18 protein-coding genes are annotated in these 21,601 nt (G+C 51.0%); 9 read left to right on the top strand and 9 right to left on the bottom strand.

The window, feature by feature from the left end:
• Genes G491_RS31970 through G491_RS0121955 form a run of 3 tightly spaced genes read left to right on the top strand, consistent with a single transcriptional unit; the run spans position 1 to position 1,366 of the window.
• Positions 1-774: an acyl-CoA dehydrogenase family protein gene (locus tag G491_RS31970; protein ID WP_345917602.1), complete on the top strand. Its 774-nt coding sequence runs from the start codon at positions 1-3 to the stop codon at positions 772-774.
• A complete protein-coding gene (locus tag G491_RS35620; protein ID WP_157468480.1) occupies positions 753-950 on the top strand; it encodes a thiolase C-terminal domain-containing protein in 198 nt (65 codons plus the stop codon). The genes G491_RS31970 and G491_RS35620 overlap by 22 nt, the downstream gene beginning before the upstream one ends.
• Before the next feature lie 2 nt (positions 951-952).
• A complete protein-coding gene (locus G491_RS0121955; protein WP_028316090.1) occupies positions 953-1,366 on the top strand; it encodes a Zn-ribbon domain-containing OB-fold protein in 414 nt (137 codons plus the stop codon).
• A gap of 62 nt (positions 1,367-1,428) precedes the next feature.
• Here G491_RS0121955 and G491_RS31975 read toward each other — a convergent pair whose 3' ends face one another.
• The 3 genes from G491_RS31975 to G491_RS35625 form a co-directional block, all read right to left on the bottom strand.
• Positions 1,429-3,417: a PAS domain-containing hybrid sensor histidine kinase/response regulator gene (locus G491_RS31975; RefSeq protein WP_028316091.1), complete on the bottom strand. Its 1,989-nt coding sequence runs from the start codon at positions 3,415-3,417 to the stop codon at positions 1,429-1,431.
• A gap of 325 nt (positions 3,418-3,742) precedes the next feature.
• Complete coding sequence (locus G491_RS0121965; protein WP_028316092.1) at positions 3,743-6,037, bottom strand: methyl-accepting chemotaxis protein; 2,295 nt, start codon at positions 6,035-6,037, stop codon at positions 3,743-3,745.
• 77 nt (positions 6,038-6,114) lie between these two features.
• Positions 6,115-6,423, bottom strand: a complete 309-nt coding sequence (locus tag G491_RS35625; protein ID WP_169829495.1) for a hypothetical protein — start codon at positions 6,421-6,423, stop codon at positions 6,115-6,117.
• Between the two features lie 57 nt (positions 6,424-6,480).
• On the opposite strand from G491_RS35625, the gene G491_RS0121970 reads away from it, so the two are divergent.
• From G491_RS0121970 to G491_RS0121980, 3 genes are read left to right on the top strand one after another with little or no spacing between them, the layout of a single operon-like run.
• A complete protein-coding gene (locus G491_RS0121970) occupies positions 6,481-7,974 on the top strand; it encodes a B12-binding domain-containing radical SAM protein (RefSeq protein WP_028316093.1) in 1,494 nt (497 codons plus the stop codon).
• A 15-nt stretch (positions 7,975-7,989) separates the two neighbouring features.
• Entirely contained in the window at positions 7,990-9,399 is a 1,410-nt protein-coding gene (locus G491_RS34440; RefSeq protein WP_169829496.1) for a B12-binding domain-containing radical SAM protein, read from the top strand.
• The gene (locus G491_RS0121980; protein ID WP_028316094.1) at positions 9,396-10,649 is read left to right on the top strand and encodes a B12-binding domain-containing radical SAM protein; all 1,254 of its coding nucleotides are present in this window, start codon (positions 9,396-9,398) and stop codon (positions 10,647-10,649) included. Before G491_RS34440 ends, G491_RS0121980 begins: the two co-directional genes overlap by 4 nt.
• A 44-nt stretch (positions 10,650-10,693) precedes the next feature.
• Here G491_RS0121980 and G491_RS0121985 read toward each other — a convergent pair whose 3' ends face one another.
• Positions 10,694-11,035 carry a hypothetical protein gene (locus G491_RS0121985; RefSeq protein ID WP_028316095.1) on the bottom strand — a complete coding sequence of 114 codons (342 nt, stop codon included), beginning with the start codon at positions 11,033-11,035 and terminating at the stop codon, positions 10,694-10,696.
• A 231-nt stretch (positions 11,036-11,266) separates the two neighbouring features.
• Between G491_RS0121985 and G491_RS0121990 the strand changes: the two genes are divergently transcribed.
• On the top strand, positions 11,267-15,547 hold the full coding sequence (locus G491_RS0121990) for an NACHT domain-containing protein (protein ID WP_028316096.1): 4,281 nt from the start codon (positions 11,267-11,269) through the stop codon (positions 15,545-15,547).
• 174 nt (positions 15,548-15,721) lie between these two features.
• Here the strand turns inward: G491_RS0121990 and G491_RS0121995 are convergent, their stop codons facing one another.
• The 5 genes from G491_RS0121995 to ectA form a co-directional block, all read right to left on the bottom strand.
• Positions 15,722-16,603, bottom strand: a complete 882-nt coding sequence (locus G491_RS0121995; protein WP_051327453.1) for a YitT family protein — start codon at positions 16,601-16,603, stop codon at positions 15,722-15,724.
• Positions 16,604-16,686: 83 nt separating this feature from the next.
• Complete coding sequence (locus tag G491_RS0122000) at positions 16,687-18,105, bottom strand: aspartate kinase (protein ID WP_028316098.1); 1,419 nt, start codon at positions 18,103-18,105, stop codon at positions 16,687-16,689.
• Positions 18,106-18,142: 37 nt separating this feature from the next.
• Positions 18,143-18,535 carry an ectoine synthase gene (locus tag G491_RS0122005; RefSeq protein WP_012610312.1) on the bottom strand — a complete coding sequence of 131 codons (393 nt, stop codon included), beginning with the start codon at positions 18,533-18,535 and terminating at the stop codon, positions 18,143-18,145.
• Complete coding sequence (gene ectB / locus G491_RS0122010) at positions 18,529-19,809, bottom strand: diaminobutyrate--2-oxoglutarate transaminase (protein WP_028316099.1); 1,281 nt, start codon at positions 19,807-19,809, stop codon at positions 18,529-18,531. The genes G491_RS0122005 and ectB overlap by 7 nt, the downstream gene beginning before the upstream one ends.
• 15 nt (positions 19,810-19,824) lie before the next feature.
• Positions 19,825-20,322, bottom strand: a complete 498-nt coding sequence (ectA, locus tag G491_RS31985) for a diaminobutyrate acetyltransferase (RefSeq protein WP_051327454.1) — start codon at positions 20,320-20,322, stop codon at positions 19,825-19,827.
• Positions 20,323-20,716: 394 nt separating this feature from the next.
• On the opposite strand from ectA, the gene G491_RS0122020 reads away from it, so the two are divergent.
• Positions 20,717-21,325: an EAL domain-containing protein gene (locus G491_RS0122020; protein ID WP_028316100.1), complete on the top strand. Its 609-nt coding sequence runs from the start codon at positions 20,717-20,719 to the stop codon at positions 21,323-21,325.
• Positions 21,326-21,412: 87 nt separating this feature from the next.
• On the top strand, positions 21,413-21,601 hold a 189-nt coding region (locus G491_RS35035; RefSeq protein WP_169829497.1), incomplete at its 3' end, for a DUF4372 domain-containing protein.

A 21,601-nucleotide genomic window follows, 5' to 3' on the forward strand; every position in this document is an offset into this window, starting at 1 on the left:
ATTGCATTTGCCAGAGGGTCTTTTGACGGATCCATGTGCACGGTTTGGGGATCGCACCTTTTCCTCGCCGCCATGTCCATATGCGACCTTGGCAATAAGGAGCAAAAGGTCCGGTATCTTCCCAAAATGGCGACGGGTGAATGGATCGGCGCCCTGGCCCTCACGGAACCCGAGGCCGGGACCGATGCCACGTCTTTGGCGACTACGGCCGTCAGGGACGGCGATTACTACATCCTGAACGGAAGCAAAACGTTCATTTCCAACGCGCCGATAGCCGACGTCTTCGTGACGTACGCCACCATGGACATGTCCAAACGGGCGGGCGGAATTACCGGCTTCATTGTCGACCGGGACACCCCGGGTTTGACTTGCGGGCCGCCCATGAGAAAGCATTTCGGCAAGTCCACGCCCACCGGAGAAATGTTTTTCAATGACGCAAAAATACCGGCTGAAAACCTTCTGGGCAAGGAAGGAGAAGGCTTCACCGCCATGATCGCCTCTCTCGGCTGGGAAAGGCTGGCCTTCGCGCCCATTGTCGGCCTCATGGAAGCGGAGTTGGACTTGTGCATCGACTACGCCAAAACCCGCAAACAGTTCGGAAAGCCGGTGGGAAAATTCCAGTTGGTGCAGGCCATGCTGGCGGAAATGAAAATGGACTTGGAAGCCAGCCGCTATCTCGCCCTTTCCCTGGCTTGGAAAAAGGACCAGGGCATATACAACCCCATAGATGCAGCAATCGCCAAGACCTTCCCGTGTCCACTAACGGCGCCATGATGGCCCAAGGACACACAGGCGCAGGAGGAGGGATTGCCATCCTTGTGGAGGCCGCCCGCCAGGTAATGGGCAAGGCGGGAGAAAGACAAGTTAAAAACGCGGACATTGTGGTGGAAACCGCTTCCGGCGGAGTAGGCATGGATTTTCACGCAGGCGTTCTTGGAAGGGAGGTTTGATCATGGCCGAATACACAAAACCGTTGCCGCTGCTTACCAGCCTCAGCAAGACATTTTATGAAGGCTGTAAAGAAAATAAACTCTTGTATCAGCATTGCAAAGACTGTGGAGAAGTGATTTTCTATCCCAAAATCGTTTGTCCCGCTTGCATGGGAACAAACCTGGACTGGAAGGAGTCCGCCGGAAAAGGGAAGATTTTTTCCTTTACCGTCGCCTACGACTTTGCTCCGCCCGAGTTTGCGTCCAGCACGCCCTATGCCCTGGCTGTCGTCAACCTGGACGAAGGCTTTTCCATGTTAACCAATATCGTGGATTGCGACTTGGAAAAACTGCAGTGCGACATGCCGGTGGAAGTCCTCTTTGACCCGGTGACGCCGGAGATCACCCTGCCCAAATTCAGACCTGTTCCGGAATAACAATCAGCCCGCCGGCGCGAAAAATGTTTCGCGCCGGTTTTCATAAAAGGCAAAAATTGCGTTTATTGTTCCCCGGGCTCGTCCAAAACCTGGCGGATGGCGGCGGCCATGGCTTGGGTGCGCAGGGGTTTGGCAAGGAGTTGGCACGCTCCCAATTCCAGCGCACGGGCCTTGCTCATGGAATGGTCGTTGCCCGTGAACAGGATGCACGGAAAATCCGGTCTGATTTCTTTGATTTTTTTCAGCAAGACGTCCCCGGTCATTTCCGGCATGGCTACGTCCAGGATGGCCAGGTCGAATCCATCGGGATCGGCGGTAAATGATTCAAGGGCGGCGGCGCTGCTGGTGTAGGCGTCAATCCGGTATCCCAACCGTCCCAGAGCCCTTTCCAGCAGCATGGTTATGGAGTCTTCGTCGTCGACCAGCAGGATTTTTTCCTCGCCGCCGGCCGCCTTGACTTTTTCCCTTGGCTCTTCGGAAAGGCCCTCCATGTGCAATACGGGAAAATACAGGGCGAAAGTGCTGCCGTATCCGGGAAGGGTTTCCACGCAAACCTCTCCCTTATGCTGAGTCATGATGGTGTGCACCATGGCCAAGCCCATGCCGGTTCCCTGCCCCTTGGGCTTTGTGGTGAAATAGGGCTCAAAAATCCTGGACGCCACGTGAGGCTCCATGCCGCCTCCGGTATCCTGGATCTCCAGTTTGGCGTATTCTCTGAGCGTAGCGGAAGGCAAAGAAGCCATGTCGCCGGGAATGCGGGATTCCGTTTTCAAGGAAACCTTGAGCAAGCCCCCGCTTTCCTTCATGGCCTGATAAGCGTTGGTGCACAAATTCATCACCACTTGATGAACCTGGGTCGGATTACCCATTATCAGACAGGGCGCCGCCTCAAATTCCTCCTGAATCCGGATGGCCGCCGGAAGGCTTGCACGAATCAGAGCCAGGACTTCTTTGACGACATTGCTCAGATTAATGGGCTTTTGCTCCTCCTTCTCGGATCGGCTGAAGCTGAGAATCTGAGAGACCAGGCTCTTGGCCCGGCCTGTGGCCCGGACGATCTCCCGGACGCATTCGCTTGCCGGATTTTCGAAAGGGATGTCCTCCAAAGCCAACTCCGCATACCCCATCAATGGATGAAGTATATTATTGAAATCATGTGCTATCCCCCCTGCAAGAACGCCTATGGCCTCCATCTTCTGCGCATGGCTAAGTCGTTCCTCCATACGCAGAGAATGGGTAATATCCTGGGCGATGGCCAACAGGGCCACGTGCTTGCCGGAGTCGTCCTTGATAATGGAGGTGCTCATGCGGGTGGGAAATTCAACGCCGTCTTTTCTGAGATGAGTCACCTGGACGTCATTGGCGCCGTCGTATGCAGGGTCCGTCAGATAAAAACGGATCTGCGATTCATACTGGGCGGGCGAATGAAATATGCTGAGGTTTTTGCCGGTCAGTTCCTGAGCGGTTTCATAACCGTGCATGTCCGCCCAGGCCTGATTGACGAAAATGACCTCGCCGTTCAAAGTAAAGATGCCGATTCCATCAAAACTCTGTTCCAGGGCCATTGCTTGAGAGCGCAAGGTTTCCTGCGCCCGCCACTCGGTCGTCACGTCCCTGACAATGACCACCGCCCCCACGGGCTGGCCGTCCTTATAGACAAAGCGGTTGTTCAGCAGGCATCGCAATTCCTCGCCGCTTCGCATGCGGATGGTATACTGCACTTCGGTGGAAATATCTTTTCCGGATAAAAAATCCTCCATTCGTTGCTGATACAGTTCCTTGCTTTCAGGAGTCAGCAGGTCCCATGGTTTAAGATTTAAAAACTCCTCCCTGGTATATCCCAAATAAGCGCACATGACGTCATTCACATTGGAGATTCCGCCTGTTCTGAAGTCGATTTCATAGATCCCGGCGGGAATCATATCAAACACATGGTCCAGCCTTCCCTCCAAATCGGCGGCAGTCTCCTGCGCTTCTTGGCGGAGCTTCTTCTCCTCCTCCAGTTGCTTGAGGATTTCCTGATATGATTCTCTGGTTGAATGGGTTTCCACTATATTACCTCATAATAACTGATCGTTATAGCACTTCATATCATCTTTTAACGGGAAGGCAAAGCAACCATTTCAGCTTTCCGTCTGTTTTTAAATACCATCTTGGTTCAAGCTGCGTTCTGCAAGGCTGGAGGCATGGCTTTTGATTGAGGAGAATCTCTTTGTGAAAGGCCTGATTAAGATGCAATATAAGTACTGATATTTCAGATAAAATATTGACCTAAAAAACATTAAAACCGCGGCCGGTTAGCCCGACCGCGGTATATTCAACCCTATAATGGGACGCCGTTTTAATTACTATGCTGGATCAGGCGTCTCTTATCAATCAGATCATACCCAGCGCAGGCAGGTCTTTCCGCGCCTCCAGCATTTTTCTTTCCTGGCCCTTGAGCGCCTTTCTGGAAACGGGTTGGCCGGAGAAGTTTCCCCCCACCAGAACCATCAGTTCCTCAACGATTTGTTTCATCTGCTCGGCCTGGGCGTTTAATTCTTCGGCTGCGCTGGCGGATTCCTCGGAATTAGCAGCCGTACTCTGCGTAACCTTGTCCATTTCAGACACGGCCTTGCGTATTTGCTCATAGCCCTGTGTCTGCTCATTGGAGGCGGCGGCGATCTCCCCCACGATCTCCCCGACCTTGACGGTGGTTTCGGCCACTTCGCCAAAGGCCTCGGTTGTGGAGTCAAGCAATTGGGCGCCGTCTTCCACGCGTTTGACCGTGCCTTGGATCAGTTCCGTTGTGTTTTTAGCGGCCTCGGCGGCCCTGACAGCCAGATTGCGCACTTCATCCGCGACGACCGCAAATCCGGCCCCCGCCTCCCCCGCCCTGGCCGCTTCCACGGCGGCGTTCAAAGCCAGCAAATTCGTCTGAAAGGCTATTTCGTCAATCGTTTTGATAATCTTTGAGGTCTCGGCGCTGGCGTTGGAAATCCCTTCCATGGCGCCGGTGAGCTCTTCCATGGTCTGGCTGGCCTTCTCCACCACGCTCTTGGTTTTTTGCATGAGCACATCGGCTTGATTGGCGTTTTCCGAGTTGCGTAAGGTCATGGATGCCATTTCCTCCATGGAGGAGGAGGTTTCCTCCAGGGACGCAGCCTGCTCGGAGGCGCCTTCGGCCAAAGACTGGCTGGAGCCGGCCACCTGATTGGAAGCCGAAGCCACCTGATCGGCGCCTTCACCCAAATTTTGGCTGATTCTTGTAAGCACATTGACAATGCCCCGGGCAATGACTATCGCCAGAAAAAGTCCGGCAATGATCGCAGCAAGCCCTACGATGCTGACGTTTCTTTTCGTGCCCTTGGCTGCGTCCAGCATGACCACGTCCGTCATGATGTTCTTTTTCGCCTCTTGCCGGATTTCTCCCAGCAGTTCTTGAACCGTCCTCAGGCTGGGCATGGTCTGGGAAGCGTATATTTGGTTGGCCTCCCGCTGTCCTTCCAACAGCGCCGCCGCCTCATGATGCAAGGCTTCCATGGCCGCCTCGGTTTTTTCCAGGGCGGGCAGGGTATGTTTACGATACGCATCCAAAGCCTTGTTTCGCCCTTCCATCAGCTTGGCTTCCGCATCAATGGCTTGGTTAAAATATTCTCCCACCTCCTCCAAGGCCGGCAAAGTCACCATGGTGTAGACGTCCCTGGCGGAAAAGGCGTCTCCGGCTTTCAAAGAAGCATCGATGTCTATGGCTGATCTGTGTAAAGCGTCATGGGGCGCCTTGCAAGCCTCCAAAGCCTGTTTTAAGGCCGGAGACGAGGCCATATACACCTGGGCTTCCCTGGACTGCAAAAACTTGCCAAAGGCGCATTTGGCGGGATCGGTCTCCACATCCAATGAGGTTTTCCGCTCCAGAATGGCCTGGGCCACTGCTGCGGCCCAGCGCCTGTGGTCGTCCAGCCTTTGCTGCAACATGACCATCAGCCCGGGATGGATTTGCCGGTACTCTGTTTGAATCTGTTTGGCGGATTCATGAAGCTGCCTGTGAGGCTCCTCCAATGCCTTAAGAAGCGGCCCCAAGGAGGGGTTTCTTTCCACGGCCTTTTTAGCTTCCTCCCCGAAAAGCCACTTACCCAGGGCGCACTGGTGGTCGTCGGTGATCACATCCAGCTTTGCATGATTTTCCAGGAATAAATCATCAATCGTTTCCATCCATTTAAGATGATCTATCTGGCGAGCCTGCAAATAGGCGGGCAAATTCGCGTCCGCAGGCTGAAACGCCTTGCCAATGGAGATGGCTGACTCGTGCAGCCTGGCATGAGGTTCTTCAATCCGCTTGATAATAGGCGCCAGGGACGGAACCAGAGCTTCGGCATTCTTACGCCCTTCCCCATAAAGCCATTTGCCGAAACCGCATTGACGGGGGTCGGTCTCCACATGCAGTTCCGTAATATTTTCGTCCGTAAGCAGCGCGTTGACGGATCCGGCCCAGTTAAGGTGATCCACCTCGCGTTGGGCCAAAACGCCGTCCAGCTTGTTGCCGTCTATGACCATGCCGGCGTTGTGCACTATACCGCCCACCCCGGTGAAGCTCAGCAGCCCTACGGCCGTAAGCAAAACCAAAACCACGGCAAAGCCGAACGCAATCCGTTTGCCCACAGTCATTCGTTGCCGGAAGGAATTACTCTCCATTTTAGGCTCCAATCATCATTAGTTTTTTCGACCATCCTGCATCCAGATTCAAAAGTTGCATTGTCAAATATTTGGCGTCACAACGCCTTATAAACATAGTAAAATCTATGCCCGGCCCCATTGGCCGTTTGGCCGCGTCTTCCCGCAATAACCTGAAAAGCCAGACACGATTTCACAAAATTGCCCCTTGGCCTAAAATCAAAATTTCCAGTGAAAGCTGTATTAGCAATATTCAGGCCAATTTTTAAAATACCACTCAAGCCTGCTGATCTATCAATACTTAATAGAAATAAGGCGGTTACAAAGGCAACGTACCCAAAACCGCGCCAACATCCTGTCGAATCCGCCAAAATAGTGACCTGTCCAATTCCAAGATTGACTTTCAACGGCCATGGACCTAAAACTAATCCAATACTCACCTGGAGGGGGGATTCAGGAAACCAATGGCAGACGCAGTATTGATTTATCCGTACATAGGGGACATGGATGTGGTGCGCGACAAACCCCATCTTCCCCTGGGGCTGATCCAAACAGCCTCTCTGGCGGCAAAACATTATTCATTTTCCATCATTGATCTCCGGATAGAATCGGACTGGCAGGCCAAATTAAAAAGGGCGCTGGCGGCGGCACCCTTGTTCGCGGGCCTGTCGGTCATGAGCGGGCAGCCGGTGGCAAGGGCTTGGGCGGTATCGCGTTTTATCAAGGAAAACAGCGATATTCCCGTCCTATGGGGAGGCAATCACCCCAGTTTAAGCCCTCAGGAAACCCTCCAGGACCCCAACATCGACATGGCGGTGATAGGAGACGGCGAGGAAACCCTTTTGGAAGCCATGGACAAATTGTCCGCGGGAAAATCCCTGAAAGGCGTCCGGGGGGTGTGGTTCAAACAGGACGGAAAAATTATACAAAACGAACTGCGTCCGCCCGTGGACCTGGACTCCCTGCCCTTGCCCCCTTACCACTTGGTGAACGTGGAAGACTACGTGCAGGTCTATCGGGGCAAGCGCATGATCAACCTGGAAAGCTCCAGGGGGTGCGCGCATCACTGCAGGTATTGCTATCACACAGGCCAGTCGGGCAATCATCGCTTCCGCGCCATGAACGCGGAAAAAACCCTGGAACGCATGTTCTGGGCCCGGGATTCCATGAATCTGGACGGCGTGTACCTGGTTGACGACAATTTTTTCCTGAATAGAAATCGAAGCGCCGCCGTGGTCGCCGCCCTGAAAAACCAGTCCCGCCAGTTTTATTGGCAGATCCAGGGCGTGGACGTGCCCAGCATGCTGCAGTTCGACCAGGCGGGCTTACAGGATCTGGAAAAAAGCGGGCTCCAGAGGGTTTCCGTGGGAGCGGAGTCAGGCAGCCCCAAAATTCTCAACTATGTCAACAAGCCCCATACCGTGCCCATGTTGCTTAAGGCCAATAAGTTATGGAGCGGGTTTAGCATCTATATTTTTTACTCCTGGCTTTCCGGGCTGCCCGGAGAAACCCTGGCAGACCTGAAAAAAACGGTCAAGGTGATGTTTCGCATCATGGAGGACAACCCCAACGCCAGGCTGTCCCCCATATACAACTTTCTGCCTTTTCCCGGCACCTCCATGTGGGATGAGGTCATAGACAACTATGGATTCCAGCCGCCTGAAAGCCTGCAGGAATGGGGAAATTACGACTGGAGCCACGTTAACGTGGCTTACCTTGACCCGGCTTTAAAACGCACGTTGGACAACCTGTATTTTCCAAGCCTGTGCCTGGATCGCAAATTTGAGGACTTTCCCGCCCCCTGGTGGCTTCGCCTGGGAGTCAAGCTATACAGGCCCGTGGCCAAAGCCAGAATGAAAACCCTGTTCGCCGGTTTCCCGGCGGAAAGGGCCGCCGCCTCCATTGCGGAAAAAATCCTGGTTGCAGGCGCCCGGATGAAAACTCCCTGGACCCTCTAATTTGACGCCATGAATATGAGCCAGAAACCGCATCTTTTACTCGTCAAGGTTCCCAGTTACAGCGACGTCATAGCGCCGCCCCTTGGGCTGGGCTATTTGGCGGCCGCCGTGCGCGACTCAGCCCGTGTAAGCCTGCTGGACGGCGTGCGGCTGGGCCTGACGCCTAAAAAGCTGTACAGCATAGCCAAGTCCCTCAACCCCGACATGGTCGGGTTTTCCGTGGTTTCCGCAGCCAAATCTCCGGCCGTTCAATGCATTGGCGCCGTCAGAAAGGCTCTGCCCAAGGCGGTCATCCTCGCCGGCGGCCCCCATCCTACGGCCATGCCCATGGAATTCCTGGCGGAAACGGGGCCGCATCTGGACTTTGTCCTGCGGGGAGAGGCGGAGGAAGGCCTACGCATCTTATGCCGGGAGTTTCCAGCCCAAGGGGTTCAGGACATCTCTCCCGATGATCTGAATAAAATTCCCGGAATGGCCGCCATTTGCGGGGACGCGCCCATTTGCCGCCCGCCGGCAGTTCGGGAGGATATTAACCATCCAACCATGCCGGCCTGGGACCTGATGCCGCCCGGCCAATATCCCAAAGCCCCCCACGGCGCCTTTTTTCGGCGGTTTCCCGTGGCGCCCGCGCTCACCAGCCGGGGATGCTCCTACGGCTGCGGCTTCTGCAGCGTCCCGGCCCTGACCGGGGGTAAGATCCGGTTTCGCGCCCCCCAACTGGTCGCAGAGGAGCTGCTGACGCTGAAAACCCGATTCGGCGTGCAAGAGGCCCAAATCATCGACGACAATTTTACGGCCAACAAAGCCCACGCCCTTGCGGTCTGCAGGGCTATTATCAATGCGGGCGTCAATCTCCCATGGACCTGTCCCAACGGGGTTCGCATGGAAAACCTGGATAAAGAGTTGATTCAGGCCATGAAAGGCGCCGGCTGCTACTCGGTCTCTCTGGGCCTGGAGTCCGGCAGCGCCATGGTTTTAAACCGGATGAAAAAGGGCCTTTCCCTGGATCATGTCGGAGAAAGGGTCGAACTGCTGGCAAAGGCGGGACTGGAGGTCAACGGGTTTTTTATCCTGGGGTATCCCGAGGAAACCCGGCAAGACATGAAAGCCACCCTGGACTTCGCCAAAAGCCTGCCTCTGACCCGGGCCAATTTCTCCCTGTTTACTCCCCTGCCCGGCTGCCCGGAATGGGAAAGGCTGTCCGCCGATCCGGCCGCCATGGAAGGATTGACCACCACCTTTTCCCAGGTGGGGTACGTGCCCCAGGGATTTTCCCGGTCCAGCCTTAAGCGGCAGCAACGAAAAGCCTTCTTGGGCTTTTACCTGCAGCGGAGAAACGCAAAAAGGCTTCTGGCCTCCCTGCGCTCCAGGGAAGCCGTTTATTACTTCGCACGGCGGGCCTGGCACTGGATGGGAGCCTCATGAGCGCCGGGACCCTGGACATAGGCTCCCTCTCCAGGGTGCTGCTGCTAAACCCGCCTGCGTCCTCGCCGGTCTTGCGGGATTACTACTGCTCCACCCGCCCCAAAGCCAATTACTACTGGCAGCCCATAGACCTCTTATGCCTGGCGGCCCAGCTTAGAGGCCGCGCCCGAATCATGCTCCTGGACGCCGCGGCCCAACAGACGCCCGCCAAACAGGTGCGGAAAATCATCAAGGCCTATCAGCCGGAGGCAGTCTATTGCCTGGCCTCCACCCTGTCCTTTCAAGAAGACATGGCCTTTCTTCAGAAAATCGCCAACGAAAAAACCCGCGTGGTTATAGGGGGGGAAGCCGCCCTTGCCCCGGATTTCCCCTTTGAGGATTTTCCTTTTATTGACGCCCTGGCCCTGGACTTCACCGCGCCGGAATTGGGCGAGTTTATCCTGGAAGGAAAGGCGTCTGGACGTTTGCGAACCAGGGATCGGGCGCCCGCCCCGCCGCCTAAAGGCGTTGAATACTCCATGGGAGTCCCCCCCCACAACCTGGTGGACAACGCCTTATACAAGCTGCCTTTATGGAAGGGAGTCTTCCATTCGCTGCTGACGGATTTCGGCTGCCCCTATAAATGCTCCTTTTGCAACTCAGGACTGGACGGCCTGGGATACAAATCCAGAAATCTTGCGGAAATCGAAAAGGAGCTTAATCTTCTGAAAACCCTGGAAGCCCGCCAAATTTACCTGAGGGACATGACCTTTGGGGCGGAATTGAACAGGGGTATGGAAGTATTGAATTTGCTTTCCCGCTATTCCTTCGCCTTGCGGGGCTATCTGCGGGCCGATCAAGTCACCCCGGCGTTTGCCAAGGCCCTGAAAAAAGGCGGGTTCCAAATGGCCCAGATCGGCGTGGAAAGCCCCTCTATGATACAGCGAAAGGCGCTCGGGAAAAACATTAGCGACGAGGTTTTTTACCAGGCTTTCAGGCTGCTTCGGGAACAAGGGATTGAGGCGGGCGCCCATTTTATCATCGGGTTTGAAGAGGACCCGCCCCTGGCCGCCATGGACTGCCTGACCATGGCGAAAAAACTGAACGCCGCCTATTGCTCCATCAACGTAATCCAGGACCGTTTGGGCGCCAGGCCCAACCTGCTCGCGGACTCGCTCCGCCGCCCCTGGTTCAAGCTCCAATCCCAGGCCGCCATGGCCCTTTACAACGCCCCCAAACAGGCAATGTTTCTCTTTAGCAAACCTTGGTGAGCGAAACTTGAGGAGGGGAGAGTTCCGTCCAGATGGAGGGTTCTCTATGCGTCTTCAACGGTAATCTTTTTCGCGGACAGGTCGTAAACTTCGGAATTGATTTCACATGCAAACCATTCACAGAACATTTTGTAAGTCAGCTTTCCGGGGAAATTTTTAGGGTCAGTACTCCAACCCTCAAGCTCAAGCCTGAAAATAGCCTTGAAATTCCTCTTGATAAATGCCTGCGCCTCTTCAACCACGTCGTACTCGGGAATCAGGAAGACAGTGCATTCATGACGAATATCTTCCAGAGAATATTTTTCTTCCGGGTAGAGCCCATTAAGCCAATTCAAAAAAGGCTCTTGTGGTTTCACTATGACGGCTGAACGATTAACGCTTCTCATCTATTTTCCCTCATATGAATATTGAAGTCGATTATTAGGTATGATACTTATCTGATAAATTCAATTATTTTTTGAGATTAGAGGCTTGCCCTATCATGATACTTCGCTACTCCGCCAAACTGGGAAAGAAACTCAAATCCGTCCCTGATTTTGTCATGCCATCTGATTTCAATCCATGTCTGGGTTTGTGGCTAAGATGCGCCAACTTCAAATTTTCAGGATCAAAATAAGATGGAATATGTTGAGCTAAACCGCAAATTCCTTGAATTAACGGATGACAGTGGAAAAACAGAGGATCAGCTTTTTGAAAGCATCTTTAGTTTGCCACAATTCGTTAAAGGCATAGGCTGGGATGATCTTATTGGCTATTCCTGCGCCGTTATTTTAGGTGAAGCTGGAGTAGGGAAAACTCTTGAGTTAAAAAAACAAGCCAAGAAACTTTTAATCAAAGGAAAGTATGCGTTTTTTCTTGATATTGGCACTCTTATCGACGATGAAATTCAGTATGCATTGAACGCGCCTGAGGATTGGAACCGTCTTCAAGAATGGAAGGGGAGCCAAGAACTTGGGTACTTTTTTCTGGACTCTGTGGATGAGGCTCGGCTTAGGCATTCTAAGGTACTGGAAAAAACCTTTAAAAAATTGATTTCGGAAATTTTGGAGCAGCGGAAACGAGCACACTTCATAATTTCCTGTAGAGTAAGTGACTGGCAATGTACCATGGACCGGAATACTGTTGATGAATACCTATTTTCTGGCCAACGGAATCAAGATGAGATTGCCCAAAACACCTCCACGACTAGAGTATTTCAACTGCTGCCGTTAACTTTGGATCAAGTTGACCTAATGGCTAAATCATCAGGAATTGACGACTCAAATGCATTTATTGAAGAGGTTCGAAAAACCGGTTCTGAAGTATTTGTCGGTAGGCCACAAGACGTTGGGTGGCTTTTGGACTACTGGGCAAGCACTCGAAGCCTCGGAAATTTATCCGAAGTAATTGAACATAATATTTTCAAAAAATTACGAGAGATGGACCCTGATCGGGCAAATGAAGATCCTTTGTCATTGGAAAAGGCGCGTCAAGGGGCGGAGTTATTGTCTGCAACAGTAATGTTTTGCAGGATGCCCAACATTCTGTTGCCAGATAATTCATTTACGGCTGGACCAATGGAGTCTGCCTTTAATCCGTCCAGTGTACTGAAAGATTGGACCCCCAAAGAAATCAAAAGCCTGTTACGACAGCCCATTTTTGACGAGGCCACTTATGGAAGAGTTCGATTTCATCATAGGTCTGTCGCAGAGTATCTTGCAGCCAAGTGGATGCACCAATGCCGCATATCTGGATGCGGAATTGAATCATTAGTCAATATTTTCTTTCCTGAGGTCCATGGGAAACGGACACCCATTCCTGCATTAGCACCAATAGCAAGTTGGTTATCACATTTTGATAATGACTTTAGGAATCAAAGTCTAAAAATTGCACCGGAAATAATTTTATTTGGCGGGGACCCCTTGCAAGTTTCTGTGGAGGAACGGAAAAATGCTCTCTGTCAGCTATATGAAAAAAGAAAAAGATTGAGATGGCGCATCTCTGACGCAGAAGTAAGAAGAATTGGACATATCGATCTTGCCGAACCAATTAATCAATTTTTAGATAATTCCAATAAAAATCAAGATTTTGTTGAACTATTGCTTCGAATTATTGAAACTGAAGCACTACAAGCCTGTTCTGAGAGAGCTCTTCGTATTTCCATGGATGTCAATCAAGATAGGCACGTTAGATACTATGCATTTCGAGCTATAAAAATTATTGGGACGCTCGACCAAATGAATAGGCTCCGGAAATATGCGTTGGAACAAGAGACTATATCGAATGAAATAATAGGCGCAATGATAATGGCGCTATTTCCATCAGCATTAACAATTTCAGATTGTCTTCATTTGGTGGGAAAGGCAGAAAGAGAAATAAGCAACAAACAAACCATTCTCCCAGGAATATTATCCAGCCATCTTGTGAGGCTTTGTCAGCCTGATGAACTATTTTTTCTTCTATCAACGATGTTAACTCTTGTAGAGAGTGAACAGGAAAGACCGCGCAGAAAAGAGTTTCTAAAGCGAAGGTATTGGTGGGTTGCAGGTGCGATAACATCGATATTTTTAAGAATTATAGATGAATTTTCCTTTTCTGATATACAAGAAGATTTGCTAAATAATGCGTTCATCTTTCTTCAAAAATGTAAATATTATCAAATTTGCCATCTATACCAAATTGACGACTTAGAGCTAAAATTAGCGCAGTCTCCCTTTTGGCGAAGGAAATTATTTTGGTTCCATGTGGCTCAAGTTAGAAAAAAGGAATCCGGCTATGGGCCAATATATCTCCTGCCAAACACACATAGTCTCCTCAAGCTCAAAATAGAGGATTTGAATTGGCTTTTAGAAGACATAAAAAATAATGAATTCTCGGAAGATCGCCAAAGTGGTTTAGATGCCGCCTTAAACATATGGGCATGGGAAACTAAGCGTAATAAAGATATTGGAAAAGAAATTTTTAACTCCATAAAAGGAAATCGTGAATGCGAACGAATTGCGCAAATGGCCTTGTTTCGTGACCCATATAAACAAGAGCGCAAGAGAAAAAATCTTGAACAAAAACGTCAGACCAAACTGGACCGAAAAAAATCTATCACTTTAGAACAAAACAGACGTATCATCCGTCAAAAAGAAAATGAAATACGATTAGGAAACAACATTAACATTTTACACCATTTCTGGAACATGTGTCAGAATGACGGGGTAGAGAATTCTTACACGCACTCCGTGGATAATCTGAAGCCAATTCAAGAAAAATATGGGGCTGATGTGGCTGAGTGGGCAAGAGAGGGTTTTATCGCAGTCTGGCATAATTGGCGTCCGCCTCTTCCGTACGAAAAAAAAGAGAAACATAGTACTGAATGGCAGGTATTTTTAGGACTAACGGGAATAGAAATAGAATTTCAAAACGGACTGGATTTCAAAAGGATCTCCCCTAATGATGCAGACCTTGCTGTGCGTTATGCACTTCGTGAATTCGAAGGCTACCCCAACTGGATTTCAGAAGTGATAGATTCCCAACCACATACAGTTCAAAGTGTTTTGAAAAGGGAGTATTTCGCTGAATTTTTCCAGACAGAATATAATGAAATATTGCCTCACTTACAATTTCATCCGGGCACTCTTCTTGATTTTTCAGCAACCATCCTTTTAAAACTTCTCCAAACGCAAACGCCTAAAGACATCAAAGTCATGAGAGCAGTTTTCCGTATAATTCTAAGTAATAGTAGTTTTGATTCTAATGAGGTACTTAACCTAATATTGAAAAAACACCCTTTGCTGGTTCGCCGTTTTAAAACAGACATTTTGCTGGTTTGGCTTTCTGCCTGGATGTATGTTCACGCTGAATCAGCTTGGGATTTTGTAGAGCAAATTCTCGTCTCCCACTATGCTATAATCACAGAAATCTGGAATTCAGATATCACCCCACTCTACAAACTTATGTTCTGCAATGATATCGCACACCTCCTGGATTCGTTTATGGTACATTTTGCTTCTTCGTTTGCCGAACCATTTGGATTGTCAGAAGTGGAACTGACACCAGACTATCTAACGCCAATATCTATTCATCGCATGATTCCTGCGCTATTTCATCACATTCCTCCTGAAAGGGATATATGGCACGAAGGGGGATTCTCCCCCGGTGCCTATGATCATGCACAAAAGTTTCGGGCTATGATTGTGAAGGTGCTCTCTGAAACTCCTGGTATAGAGGCCTTTAATGCACTCAATGATCTTGCCAATGATGAAAGGCTGGAAAGACACAAGGACTGGTTTCAGTATTTGGCGGATAAGCAGATAGCTTTGGATGCAGAAAAAACGACTTGGAGTGTAGAAGACATCCTGAGGTTTATGGACATTTGGGAAGTTTCACCTAAGGTGCCCGATGATCTTTTTAGAATAGCTATAAGTAGATTAAGTGATATTAAGGTCGATATAGAAAGTGGTGATTTCAGTGAAAGAGATCTGTTTTCAGAGAATGAACCCGAACATCACCTGCAAAAATGGTTGGCAAACCGTTTAGAAAAAATTGCAAAGGATCAATATTCTGTCATCAGGGAAGAGGAGGTCGATCAAAAAAAGAAACCCGACATTCGTTTGCACAATTCAAAAGCGGGTGTGATTGGGATTGAACTTAAACCGACTGATCGCCGTTATTCATACACTGATTTAAGCGATTGTCTACACAATCAGCTTGTAGGTCAGTACTTAAGATCTGTTAAATCTCGCCATGGGATTCTGTTTCTTGCTCATCTCATTAATCGTAACTGGAAACCGGCTGGAGAAGGCAAAATCAATGCGGAACAACTGGTCCAAAAACTGCAAGATGAGGCAGATTTAATAGTCAGGGATCGTCCAGAAATTGAACAACTACAAGTAGTTGCAATTGACTTTGTCAACCCTTCCGCCCTGTAGAGAGCGAAAAGGTTGACCTATTTGGAACCGACCAAAACAAAACAACGAACAGACCAATACGGACGCGCCTACGCAGGCAGTCAGCGCCAGATTCAGACCTATAAAATTTTTGACAGGAACAGCCCACTTGCACTTTTCGGGGGGGCTTCTTTGAAACACCCGCGCCATGTTTCCTTAATATAACTTGCGTTTTGTAAAGCTGCTGCCAAGGACCGCGAAGGTGTTTTCCACGATGAAAATGGCCTGGGGGTCTTTGGTAAAGACGATCTCCTCCAGCCTTCTTAATTGCACGTTGTTGGTGATGGTCATGATCACCGGACGGGGCGTGCGGGAGTAGCACCCTTGCCCCTGAAGCATGGTGGCGCCTTGCTTCAGATGGGTCATGATGTCGTCCACAATGCATTGAGCCTCCTGGGAAATGATCATCACCATTTTCCGGTTGGAAAACATGGACAGGACATAGTCAATGGTCACGGAAGCCACGAACACCGTTAGTATGGAGCCAACGACCAGGTCGTGGTTTATCACCGCGGCGCTGGCGCAAAACAAAAGCAAATTAAACACAAAATAGGTCTTGCCGATGCCGATGTTGTATTTTCGATTCAGGATAATCGCGGCGATATCCATGCCTCCGTTGGAGCCTAAGGTCCTGAGCACAACGCCCATCCCAAAACCCATAATCCCTCCGCAGGCGATGCTGGCGTAAATGGGGTTTTCTATTCCGAAATTAAAATCCATGACTTCATAGGCAATGGTGGAGACGGCCATGGCCCATATGCTGTATAGGATGAATCGTTTGCTTATGTTCAGATAACCCAGAATGGCCAGGGGGATGTTCAACAGCATGAACAGGATGCCGGCGCTGATCCCCGCCCCGGCGTAATGAATCAGCAAGGCCAGGCCGAACACGCCGCCGGGGACCAAATGCTGATGCACTGCAATGCCCTTGAGCGCGGCCACGGCGATCAAAGAGCCGGCAAAAATCAAAAACATATTCCACGCCGGGGAATAGGCCATGCCCCGGCTTTGATTGTCAGAGCAGGTATCGCTCACCATATATATCTTCCTCTCCATTGCTCCTAAGCAAAAAGCCGCGGTCTGCAACAGGCCGCGGCTTTTTTAATGTTACGGATTATGAATTAAAGGGCGCATTCCTCCACCAGGACCCGATGCAGAACTTTGACGGTCTGCTGCAAATCGCTTTCCGGCACGATGAACTTGGCTTCCACATTACGCCGGTCCTTTTGCATGGCAATGACGTAAACGCCGGCCTCATCCAGGGCCGTGGTGGCTCTGGCCATCAGGCCTGGCGCAGCCATATTGCTGCCGATGGGAGAAACCATGGCCACCGGTCCCATGTCGATATCAGCTTCGGGATATTTCTTTTTCCAACTCCGCACAAGATCCCCGGCCCGTTTCATGGACACGGGAAAATAATGCACAATGGTGTTGGCGCTGGTGGTTTTCGCCACATAGCGCAAGTCCCGGTCATCCAGATCCTTGCACAATTTCTGATCGTATCCCGTGAGGCCCACCATGTCCTGATCCATAAACCGGACTTCGGTCAAGCCGGTCCTTCCTGCAATGATTTCCACGCAGGGGGACTCGCTCACATAATCGTTGGTGATGAGCGTCCCGGGATGGTCCGGTTCAAAGGTGTTTTTGATGCGCAGGTCAATGCCCGAGTTCCTGAGCCCTTTAGCCGCCCCGGGATGGATGGCTTCCATGCCAAGGTCCGCCAGTTGATCGGCCACGTCGTAATTGGTGCGGCCGATGGTCTGAACTTTCTCCGCGCCCACCATTTTCGGATCGGCGCTGGAAAGGTGGAATTCCTTGTGGATGATTGCTTCCCGCGCCTGGGTTACGACGGCCACCTTGCTGAAGGTGATCTCGCTGTACCCGCGGTCGTAGGTATGCATAAGGCCTTCCTTGCACTGGGTGTATCCCGTGACTATGGGCAGTTCCTCGTCGTAGTTGGTCCCGTCAAAAAACTTTTTGACCTTCTCGGTAAACCCCCAATTCTCTTCCTCGCGCCACCCGGTCAGGTCCACAAAACGGGCGTTGACGCCTTTATCCTGCAGAATCATCGTGGTGTTGTAGGCGCTATGAGCCTCGCCGATGGCGGAAAGAAGCTCCCGGATAGTCAGCAAGTGCTCTGAAAGCTGAAAATGCCCGTACGAACATAAACGATGCAGGTCCAGCAGGCAGCTTCTGACGCCTTCTATGCGCTCCTTGACAAAGAGGTCCGCCTGGTCCAGGTCCAACCCCAGCGGCTCCAGTTCGGCGTTGATGGAAAGCATCTTTTCGCCGACCTTGGAGATGGCGTCGCCCCAGGCCCAGGAGGAGGCGTTGTCGTCCACAAACAGCCCGTACACCCCGGGTTCGCGCGTCTTTTTATGCTCCAACAGCAAGTCCGTCAGGCCCGCGTAAGCCGATACGACAATAATCCGCTGGTACAATTCCGATTCCTTACGGTTTCCTACAAGGACGTTGTCCAGCACGTCCTTGAATCGGGACATGGAGGTTCCGCCGATTTTTTCCACGGTATGGAATTTCATGGTATGTCTTTTTCGCCTTCCTGCGCCTTGCCTGCGGTTAATCGTCCAGAACGGGATAGGCCCCATCCTCGTCATGGTCCTCCCGGCCCGTAAGCGGAGGGTTGAATACGCACACCAGCCTCAACTCCTCGCTGGCCCTGAGCAGGTGTTCGTCGTGCTTGTCCAAGGCATACATGGTTCCGGGCCGGATGGGAATCAATTCCCCGGAAGGAACCAGTTCGATCTCGCCCTTTCCGTGAATGCAGTACACGGCTTCCAAATGATTTTTGTACCAAAGGTGCGTCTCGGTTCCAGGATATATGATGGTGTCGTGCAGCGAAAAGCCCATGCCGTCCTTTTTCAGCAAAAGACGGCGGCTGGCCCAGGTTCCGGTTTCGCCTTTAACGTCTGCGTCGGTTCCCAAAATATCATCCAACTGCCTGACTAACATACAAACTCTCCCTTCAAACGTTCTTCTTTATGATCCAAAATCTCGCCGATGGCTTCATCCACAATGGCGATGCCCTTACGCAGAGTTTCTTCATCAATAATCAGCGGGGGCAGGAATTTCAAAACCTGATCGTCGGCGCCGGCCAGTTCGATCACCAGGCCTTTTTCAAAGCACAGGCTGGAGACTTCGCTGGTTAAGCCTTTTTCCGGAACCTCCAGGCCCCAGATCATGCCCCGGCCGCGAACGTTGGCTTCCAGTTCCGGGTATTTGGCGGCGATTTTCTCCAACTCTTCCTTCATGACGCCGCCCTTGTACTTGACGGCATCGCTCAGGTCATTGTTCTCCCAATGCTTGAAATTTTCCGTCGCAGCCACAAAGGCCAGATTGTTGCCCCGGAACGTCCCCGTATGCTCGCCGGGCTTCCACTGGTCCAGGTCCGGCCGCATGAGCATGAGAGCCAAAGGCAGGCCCCCGCCAATGGCCTTGGACAAGGTGACCAGGTCCGGCTTGATTCCGGATTCTTCAAAGCTGAAATAATCCCCTGAGCGGCCGTTGCCCACCTGGATGTCATCCACGATCAGCAGGATGTCCCATTCATGGCAAATTTCCGCCAGTTCGGCCAGCCATTCGGGACGGGCTACGTTCACGCCGCCCTCCGCCTGAATGGTTTCCAGAATCACGGCTGCCGGCAGGTCCAGTCCGCTGGAGTTATCGTTCAGGAGCTTCCTGAACAAATCCAAGGTATTGATATCAGGCCCCATGTACCCGTCAAAAGGCAGAAAGCTCACGTTGCTGCGGCTGATGTGGGCTTCGTCGCGATAAAAGGTGTTTCCCGTCACTCCTAGGGAGCCCATGGAAAGTCCGTGGTATCCGTTGGTAAACGCCACGACGTTGGAACGCCCTTTGACCATACGGGCCAGCTTGAGCGCGCTTTCCACCGCATTGGTGCCGGTGGGGCCGGTAAACTGCACTTTGTACTGCAGGTTGCGAGGCTCCAAAATTCCGTAAACCAGGCTCTCCAGGAAACGCTCCTTGGCCTTGGTGGCCATGTCCAATCCGTGGACCACGCCCTGGCCTTTCAAATACTCGATCATGGCGTTGGACGCGCTTTCGTTGTTGTGGCCGTAGTTAAGGGTTCCCGCTCCAGCGAAAAAATCAATGTACTCCTTACCCATGGTGTCCGTGAGTATGGAACCGTATGCCTTTTCAAAAATTACCGGAAAAGCGCGAATGTAGCCCCTGACTCGGGACTCGTAGTTTTCAAATATACGCATTGTAATATCCTTTTTTTATTTAAGTTTTTGACTTGGAACAAACCGAAAAAGAATCTCCTCCTCATGGAGTCCCTTTTCCGTTTCATAAGCTTCGATAAACGTCTCTCGCCGCACCTCCAGCCCCCTGTCCTCGGCGAATCGCAAAAACAGGCTTTGGCTGGCCTTGTTGGATGGGCTGATCGTGGTTTCGAATTGCTTGCAATCGGTTTGGTCCGCAAGCCAGTGAAGCATGGAGAGGCCCAGCCCTCTCTTGCGGAAATCAGGCGAAACTGCCACCTGCCAGACAAAAAAGGTCTGATCGTCGCTTGGCTTGATGTATCCCGAAATAAACCCGGCTATGCGGGATTCCAACTCGGCGATAACGCACGTGGACGCAAAATGACGGCATAACAAATGATATGCATATTCCGAATTCAGGTCCAGCGGCGCGCAATTGCGGATGAGTTCATGCACTACGAGGCCTTCCCCGGGCTTGGGGGGCCTCATAAGTGGCGGTTGGTTGTCGGTTTCCATTGTCTCCTTTACTTCCTTGATGATGCTTTTAGCTGCTTTTTCAGGCGCTTCTTGTTGCGCCTCCCTAAGCCCGCGACAAGCCTTGCTTGTGCGAACAACTCTTTCGAACAATTTAGTTTCTGTTCAAATCTTTTTTATTGGAAAAATAACACCACAAAGCACTAATGTCAAGAAGCCAGATTATTACGGGTAAATCATCATACCAAAAAGAGGAACACAAACGCCGAAAACGTATTTTATTTTTTGATGCTCCGCTCTTCCATAGATCCCTTTGTCTGATGAACAATCCGTTTAACGGAATATTATTTCGCCCCTAATGCTTCCCTAACACCCTGGGCGCACATTGCCCCTGAGAAAAAAGACCGCGAACGATCAAAAGGAATATTGGCGCGCTATGTTTCAAACTCTAACCACATGGGAACAGGAAATTCTGGACTTCAAACAAGTCAGTGACAATTTGAAAGTATACGAAACAGGCTGCTACCAAAGTTTGGTGGACATCATTGAAAACCAAAGCATAGAAACGGTTTTTCAGCCCATCGTCGATTTGCACAAAGGAGATGTTTTCGCATACGAGGCTCTGAGCCGCATCAAGGGCGAGTCCAGCTTTCCCAATACGGAATCTCTGTTCCAGGCCAGCCAGTTTTTCCAGAAGACGCTGCAATTGGAGCGCGTCTGCCAAAGAAGCGCCATGAGAAAGGCGGAGGATCTGGGCTTAACGCATCCGGTTTGCATCAACCTGTGCCCCTCCATTTTCCGCACGCCGGAGTGCAATCACGGCGGTGTATCCTGCATGTTGGACGAGTTGTTCGGCATCCGGGATAAGATCATCATTGAACTCACCGAGCGCTTTTGCATCCGGGACGACGAACTTTTTAAAAGAACCATCGATTATTATCGCCAACAGGGATTCCGGATCGCCATTGACGATCTGGGCTCAGGCTACGCCGGACTGAAAATGCTCGCGCAAATCGAACCGTTTATCGCACTACTGTCCGGTTAAGAGGTCAAAAAAAGAGGGTCTGAAGCTCCTTTTTATGTTATAATGTCTTCACCACAAAGCACTAATAACAAAGGAGAAATCAGACCCATGAGCCACCATAGCACAATCCTCTCCCAACTGCTACAATCGATTGATAGACATGATTTTAACCGCATCGAAAAACAGGGCTTCCTTCCCGGCCGATCTTATCGCAAGCTCACCCGCTGGGGGCAATTTGTAGCCATGACATTCTCCCATCTCACCCAAAGGACCAGTCTCAGGGACTTGGAAGGCCAG

Source organism: Desulfatibacillum aliphaticivorans DSM 15576, assembly GCF_000429905.1.
Lineage (GTDB): Bacteria > Desulfobacterota > Desulfobacteria > Desulfobacterales > Desulfatibacillaceae > Desulfatibacillum > Desulfatibacillum aliphaticivorans.

Coding starts and splice junctions, on each gene's coding strand:
- G491_RS0121955 (WP_028316090.1), top strand. CDS start 953: ATGGCCGAATACACAAAACCGTTGCCGCTGCTTACCAGCCTCAGCAAG.
- G491_RS0121965 (WP_028316092.1), bottom strand. CDS start 6,037: ATGGAGAGTAATTCCTTCCGGCAACGAATGACTGTGGGCAAACGGATT.
- G491_RS0121970 (WP_028316093.1), top strand. CDS start 6,481: ATGGCAGACGCAGTATTGATTTATCCGTACATAGGGGACATGGATGTG.
- G491_RS34440 (WP_169829496.1), top strand. CDS start 7,990: ATGAGCCAGAAACCGCATCTTTTACTCGTCAAGGTTCCCAGTTACAGC.
- G491_RS0121980 (WP_028316094.1), top strand. CDS start 9,396: ATGAGCGCCGGGACCCTGGACATAGGCTCCCTCTCCAGGGTGCTGCTG.
- G491_RS0121985 (WP_028316095.1), bottom strand. CDS start 11,035: ATGAGAAGCGTTAATCGTTCAGCCGTCATAGTGAAACCACAAGAGCCT.
- G491_RS0121990 (WP_028316096.1), top strand. CDS start 11,267: ATGGAATATGTTGAGCTAAACCGCAAATTCCTTGAATTAACGGATGAC.
- G491_RS0121995 (WP_051327453.1), bottom strand. CDS start 16,603: ATGGTGAGCGATACCTGCTCTGACAATCAAAGCCGGGGCATGGCCTAT.
- G491_RS0122000 (WP_028316098.1), bottom strand. CDS start 18,105: ATGAAATTCCATACCGTGGAAAAAATCGGCGGAACCTCCATGTCCCGA.
- G491_RS0122005 (WP_012610312.1), bottom strand. CDS start 18,535: ATGTTAGTCAGGCAGTTGGATGATATTTTGGGAACCGACGCAGACGTT.
- ectB (WP_028316099.1), bottom strand. CDS start 19,809: ATGCGTATATTTGAAAACTACGAGTCCCGAGTCAGGGGCTACATTCGC.
- ectA (WP_051327454.1), bottom strand. CDS start 20,322: ATGGAAACCGACAACCAACCGCCACTTATGAGGCCCCCCAAGCCCGGG.
- G491_RS0122020 (WP_028316100.1), top strand. CDS start 20,717: ATGTTTCAAACTCTAACCACATGGGAACAGGAAATTCTGGACTTCAAA.